The organism is Dactylosporangium sp. NPDC051087, from assembly GCF_055586325.1.
Window position 1 is genome coordinate 1 of sequence record NZ_JBVJIJ010000080.1, and the last position, 6,239, is coordinate 6,239.

Below are 6,239 nucleotides of genomic sequence, written 5' to 3' on the forward strand. Positions count from 1 at the left end.
AAACGCATGCAATACCGCCACGGCCTCTTCGACAGCTACCTCACCGCCACCGGCCTATCCCCACCCAAACCCTGACCCCGAAAGGTCTCTAGAGGACCGGGTGGTGCAGCCGGGGCGGCGGGTCGTGAGCGTGGCCACGCCAGCACCAACACCGCGACGAGGAACGTGACCACCTTACCGAGGGCCAGGTTGAGTGCGGTGGTCGGAAGCCAGTTAGGGATCAGCTTGACGAAGAAGAACCATCTGAACATGCCGGAGCCGCCAGGGTCCGCGTAGAAGACGGCGCCGGTGAACCACCCCGGTGTGAAGAAGGCGGTGCACACCACGATCCAGAACAGCACCCAGGCGACAGTCACGGCCGCCTCTGACTCGGTGCGCGAGTCCACGAAGTACTGCCACACGCCAAAGGCGATCATGAGCACGCTCACGATGAGGGTGATAGCCACACCGAGCGTCATCGGCCCCGTGGGCGGTGGCCCATAGCCGGGATAGTTGGGCTCGAACTGATCGTTGATCGATCTGATCACAGGGGCGGCGACTACCGCGGCAGCGATGCCCATGGCCGCACTCAGCAAGATGAGCACACTTGCCCAGACCTGGTAGGAGCGGTGCTGTGGCACCGAGGGGTTCATCATGGCCCTACCATCCAGCGTCGTAGCCGGTAGGGGTCTGCGGACGGCCTCGCCGTTAGGGCCCCGCCGCGACCACAACGGTCGACTTCCCGACCGTATCCATATCGAGAGTTGTCACACATGTCTGTCACCGTACCGGCACGCAGCGCTAGCATGGCCCGCTGTTCCATGAATGCCGAACTGAGCACCTCGACCCCGTGGACAGAGCGGCACCATCCCCGGCCGGCCCGCTGTCCGGCACGCGGCAGGCACAGCCGACATTGCAGAGTTCCCCGCCTGCCCGACCCGCCTTGCGGACGCCCTGTTCGAGCCGACCGAGGCCGCGCTGGTCGACGATGACCTGCACCATCACCCCCGACGGTAGGACTGATGAAACCGCAGGTCATGGCAGATGTTTTTTGTCGGACGACGCCGACAAAATCCTACTTTGCCGATAGAATTTACAGAATCCGAACAGAGCGTTCCACTTTGGATCTTCACCATCGTCCATAGTGGATGGATGCGAAGATTGCCAGCCGTATTGGCCGCCGCCGCCCTCGCCACTGCGGCCGCGTTCGTCGGCCCCGCCACTCCGTCCGCCTCGGCTGTGGCCGCCGCCACGCCACCCAACATCGTGTTCGTCCTCGTCGACGACCTGGCCTGGAACCTGGTGCAGTACATGCCCCAGGTGCAGCGCCTACAGACCGACGGTACGACATTCACCAACTACACCGTCACCGACTCGCTGTGCTGCCCGTCGCGCTCGTCGATCTTCACGGGGAAGTTCCCGCACGACACCGGAGTCTTCACCAACGGCGGCTCCGACGGCGGCTTCAACGTGTTCCGCAACCGCGGCAACGAGTCACACACCTTCGCCACCGCCCTGCAGGCGCAGGGGTACACGACCGCCTTCATGGGCAAGTACCTCAACGGGTACCTCCCCCGGGACCTGTACACGCCGCCCGGCTGGACCGAGTGGTACGGCGCGGGCGACGCATACAACGAGTACAACTACAACCTCAACGAGAACGGCACCCTGGTCCACTACGGCAACACCGACGCCGACTACCTCACCGACGTCGTCGGCGCCAAAGGCAGGTCGTTCATCCAGCGCGCCGCAGCGGCGCAGAAGCCGTTCCTGCTCGAGATCTCCACGTTCGCGCCGCACGGCCCGTTCACGCCCGCTCGCCAGGACCTCGACAAGTTCCCCGGCCTGACCGCGCCACGCACGCCCGCCTGGAACACCCTGCCAACGAACGCGCCGACCTGGCTGGCCGGCAACGGCCCGCTCACCACCGCCGAGATCACGAAGATCGACACCGACTTCCGCAAGCGCGCCCAGTCCGTCCAGGCCGTCGACCGGATGATCGCCGGTCTGCGCCAGCAGCTCACCGCCTCCGGCGTCGCCGGCAACACCTTTGTCGTCTTCAGCTCCGACAATGGGTTCCACATGGGCGAGCACCGCCTTGTGGAAGGCAAGCAAACCGCGTTCGACCACGACATCGTGGTGCCGCTGGTGATCGCCGGCCCCAGCGTCCCCGCCGGCACGAGCCGCCCGCAGATCGTGCAGAACATCGACCTGGCCCCCACGTTCCAACGCATCGGCGGCGCGCCCGTCGCCGGCGACGTCAACGGCCGCAGCCTCTTCACGCTGCTCACCGGCGGGCAGACCGCACCGTGGCGCACCGGCTCGCTCATCGAGCATCACGGCCCGGGCACCAGCGCCGACGACCCCGACGCGCAGGATGCCCGCAACGGCATGCCGACCACCTACGAGGCGCTGCGCACGGCGACCTACACCTACATCGAATACGACAACGGCGAACACGAGTACTACGACCGTGCCACCGACCCGCACCAGCTGCGCAACACCTATGCAGGGCTCACCCCCGCCCGCAAGACAAGCCTGCACGCTGACGTCGACGCCCTGAAGAACTGCCACACCAACGCGTCCTGCTGGACCGCCGGACACGTCAGCTGAAACAGATCCTGGGACGGGGGCCGTGACACGGCTTCCGTCCCAGGCACCGGACAGGATTCCTCCGCACCGCCGACCCCGCCCAGTCCAGACAACGCCTGGAGGCTCTGACCCGCCGCGACTCCTGCCACAGCCCACACTGTTCGGCGGGTTGTGTTGTCGGGGGTGTGGCGGGGCCGTGACGGCGGACCGGATCGCGGTCGGCGGGATGCCCCTGGTGCTGGTGGCATTGGCGCTGTACCGGGCACGCCCGGCACTCCAGTGCTGCAACGTCGGGCGGGTGATCTGCTCCTGATTCCGTCTTGCGTGTAGGGCGAGGCCTCTCCTGCAGTTGTCTCTGTGAGTCAGCCGGCACTGGGATGGGCGAGGCGGCGGGTGGTGCCGGGACCACGGCCTGCTCGCAGACCCGGGTGGACGGTTGTCGCCCTCACGCCGGGCCTCGTCTCTGCCCTACCAGGCCTGGCCGGCGTCGACGCCCAGCACCAGGAGTCGCCGGAGTTCCCGGTCGAACGTGGCCTCGTCGGTGACCCGGGCGCGGAACGGCACGTGGATGTCGTGGTGCCGGTGTGTGGTTTCGGCACGCAGGGTTAGCCCGTCAGCGGCTACGGCGATGGGGACCAGCCGGGCCCCGGCGGCGGTCAGGGCCGGGTCGGTCAGCGCACCGAATCGGTGCATGAGAGTGCCCTGGTGCCGGGCGAGACTTATCAGGAGTTCCGCCTCGAGCACAGCGAGCGGGTCCGGGCGGGCGGCACGGTAGGCCGCGACCGGCACTACGGCGGCGGCCTCATGCCGGTCGAGGTGCACTCGGTCGGGCTCGATCGTCCACAGGGCGACCGGCGGCAGGCCGAGAAGGGCCATGGCGGTGCCGTCATCGCCGCTGGAGGAGAGGAGGGCGGGGTCGAAGCGGCGGACCGTACCGGTCACGACCACTCGGGTCCGCACCCGGGCGCGGACCGGTATCGGCACCAAGCGGGTGAGGTGGAGCTGGACGGCGCCGCGTTTGCCGCGGCTGGCGACCAGCAGCCCGCCGAGGGAGGTCATTGCGTCGACAGCGACGACCACGGCGCCGTCCGAGAGAACGGCATGCCCGTCGATGAGGTCGGCACCGCCACCGCCCGCCTCCAACCGAAGCGAGGTACATGCGGTGAAGGCCGACCGAACCTCGACCGCATCGGGTGACGGACCGGCGTCGACGAGTGCCGACGTCGGCCTGGATTCGCTTGCCATACCGGCCCCTCATGCCGCAGTCGTCTTGGGTAACCCACCATAGTAGGTAAGGCTTACCTTACTCAAGCCGCTGCGTCGCGCCAGGGACCGGCCGTCGGCTACCTCAGCGCGATGTCAGGCCGGCCGGTAGGTCAGGCAGTCGCTAGCCGTGGCGCCAGGACCGACCTGGACAGACGGCGCGGTACAGGCCAGGTTGGTATTGTGAGCACAATCAGTGCGGGCGCACGCACCGACGCTGCCAGTAACGTCCGCAATACCCCCCTGTACCGACGACTCGACAAATGTCGCGCAGGAAGCGTCCCGTCCGGCCGCCGCGACGGTCACGGCGGGCGCATGACACCCACCGTCGTTGAAGCTGCATGTGACGGCGGTGCACTCACGCACGGCGGGCATAGCTAACAGGGTCTTCATAATTCCTCCCTCACTGTCTCTCACCTTCGATCCACCAAGGTGTGATCACGGCCAACAATAACCGGAAAAACGCCCGGCGGCACCTTCCGCCACGGTGATATGCGAGCGACCCCGGGTGAGAATTGCCTGCTGGGAGCACCTGAGGCGATGACTGAGGAATGCCCGAGATTTTCGCCGATGACGTCTAGACATGAAGGTAAGGCTTCCTTTTGTTTCCGCCCTAGAAAGGTAAGTATGCTTTTTTATGGCATACTGGAGGGAGTGGTTTGCGGCATGCACTCGCGGCGAGCTTGGCCCTTGGCTGCCCATCGAAGGTCACCCTGACTGCTGAGGTTCAACCGGGCCCTGGCACAAGTTCCGAATGCCGTTGGTGATCTGGGGGTTCGTCGTCGGTTGTGGCGCAGAAGAGCGGTGAAGACGGCCCAGGTCGTCGACGCGACGACTGGCAGCTGTTGGGCGAGTCGCATGATGTTGGTGCCGCCGGGGGTGAGAACGGGTGCGACGTGCGTCTTCGCGAGTCTGCGGTATCAGCATCGGCGTGAACCATGTACATGGGCAGGCTCCGCGACAGTGGCCTCGCCTCGCATCCTGTGCGGAGACGTAGCGGCGTCTCCACTCGGGGAGTCAGCTACCGTGCTCGGTTCTAGAGCTGGATCTCCTGCAGCGGTTCGGGCACCAACAGCAGGTGCCGACCTTGGCCATCAACATTCCGCGCGCTGCTGCCGAAACGTGCAGGCACGGCAGTCCGCTCGCCGAGACAGTACCGAACAGTCGCGGCTTATCGTCCGCGACCATCGGCTTCCACAGCGGGCTGATCGTCCCTTGTGGATAGGTGACGGCATCGTTCTGCCAGTCGACGTGAAAGTCTTCCTTGGCGAACCCCGTGAGGAACGTGCAGTACGGGCGTTCCATTGCGCGCCGCAACACCTCGGCTGCGAACGCGGTGGCTGCCGCCGCGCGTGAGGGCAACACGGGTCACGCCACGCCGGCGTGCGTAGCCGCCACCAGTCAGCGCGCCCGGCAGCATCCACTCGGCGAGCGATACCAGTAAAGGCGGCTCGGCGACACCTTGAGATGCCGTGTGGGTGCCGAGGCGCTGACCCAACTCCTGCCAGCTATCGAGATCGGCTGCGCGGTCGCGGTGAAGCCCCGCTCTGGGGCCGGGTATTTTGCCGTTTCCGTTGCCGCGTACGCGTGCGGAGCACCTGTCGGGGGCAATGACGATCCGATGGTGGCGGTGTACCGATCCGGGCAGCGTGCCGGCGAGTCGCGGCGGCGGCCACTACCAAGACCCAGCCTTGGGGCGGTGTCAGCGCTGGGGGCGGTATCACTGCCTAGCGGGCCGAGGATATTCCGGTGCGCCGCGCGGGTCGGCTCCTCGCCGGCGGGACGACGTCGGCGCAGAGCTCTGCCGCCGCGGGTCACGTCCGTGCAGACCGGCTGGGCAGGTGTAGTCGTGTGGTGTCGGGGGCAGACCGGGTGGCCGGCGGCACCGGTCGCGGGCGGGCGCGGGGTGCAGCAGCGCGGTACCACTGCCAGCAGAACACCGTGATGAGGGCCAGGTCGAGCAGGTCACCGCCGTAGTACATGACCTGGGCGCCGGTCCGCGCCCGGTCGGTCGGCACGCCGACCGGTGGATGGGCGTAGAGGTATTTGGCGAGTATGTCGTGTGCGGCCAGGAACGCCACGATCACGACGGCGCGGGTCCGGCGGGTTGGGCGGTGGGGTGCCGGGTCGACACCGATGACGGCGGCGGTGAGCAGGTATCCGGCTGCGGCGATGTGGGCGTGCACGGCCAGATGCAGCCATGGGCGGGTGTCCATCAGCCGATACAGGCCGGTGTCGTACAGCAGCCACAGGCCACCGACGTTCAGGGCCGCAGCGGTCGCCGGATGGGTAAACGCGCGGGCCGGACCGCCCGGGTTCGACGTAATTCGCTGGCCTGGAGAGCCGAATTCTGGTCCTGACCTGGTTGGACATGGGTAGGACCGCCTGGAGAGCGTTTCTCTAGG

At 67.1% G+C, this 6,239-nt stretch carries 6 protein-coding genes; 1 reads left to right on the forward strand and 5 read right to left on the reverse strand.

Annotation, left to right across the window (positions count from 1 at the left end; translation table 11 throughout):
- Positions 1-35 precede the first annotated feature (35 nt).
- A complete protein-coding gene (locus ACZ6TV_RS55040; RefSeq protein ID WP_465309732.1) occupies positions 36-635 on the reverse strand; it encodes a hypothetical protein in 600 nt (199 codons plus the stop codon).
- A 496-nt stretch (positions 636-1,131) separates the two neighbouring features.
- Between ACZ6TV_RS55040 and ACZ6TV_RS55045 the strand changes: the two genes are divergently transcribed.
- On the forward strand, positions 1,132-2,592 hold the full coding sequence (locus ACZ6TV_RS55045) for a sulfatase family protein (RefSeq protein WP_465309734.1): 1,461 nt from the start codon (positions 1,132-1,134) through the stop codon (positions 2,590-2,592).
- Positions 2,593-3,039: 447 nt separating this feature from the next.
- Here ACZ6TV_RS55045 and ACZ6TV_RS55050 read toward each other — a convergent pair whose 3' ends face one another.
- The 4 genes from ACZ6TV_RS55050 to ACZ6TV_RS55065 all read right to left on the reverse strand — a co-directional run bounded on the left by ACZ6TV_RS55050 (position 3,040) and on the right by ACZ6TV_RS55065 (position 6,161).
- Complete coding sequence (locus ACZ6TV_RS55050) at positions 3,040-3,651, reverse strand: DUF2470 domain-containing protein (RefSeq protein WP_465309736.1); 612 nt, start codon at positions 3,649-3,651, stop codon at positions 3,040-3,042.
- Positions 3,652-3,930: 279 nt separating this feature from the next.
- Positions 3,931-4,227, reverse strand: coding sequence for a DUF1540 domain-containing protein (locus tag ACZ6TV_RS55055; protein ID WP_465309738.1), 297 nt, complete (start codon positions 4,225-4,227; stop codon positions 3,931-3,933).
- A gap of 624 nt (positions 4,228-4,851) precedes the next feature.
- Complete coding sequence (locus ACZ6TV_RS55060) at positions 4,852-5,139, reverse strand: hypothetical protein (protein ID WP_465309740.1); 288 nt, start codon at positions 5,137-5,139, stop codon at positions 4,852-4,854.
- Positions 5,140-5,648: 509 nt separating this feature from the next.
- Entirely contained in the window at positions 5,649-6,161 is a 513-nt protein-coding gene (locus ACZ6TV_RS55065; protein WP_465309742.1) for a cytochrome c oxidase assembly protein, read from the reverse strand.
- Positions 6,162-6,239 lie beyond the last annotated feature (78 nt).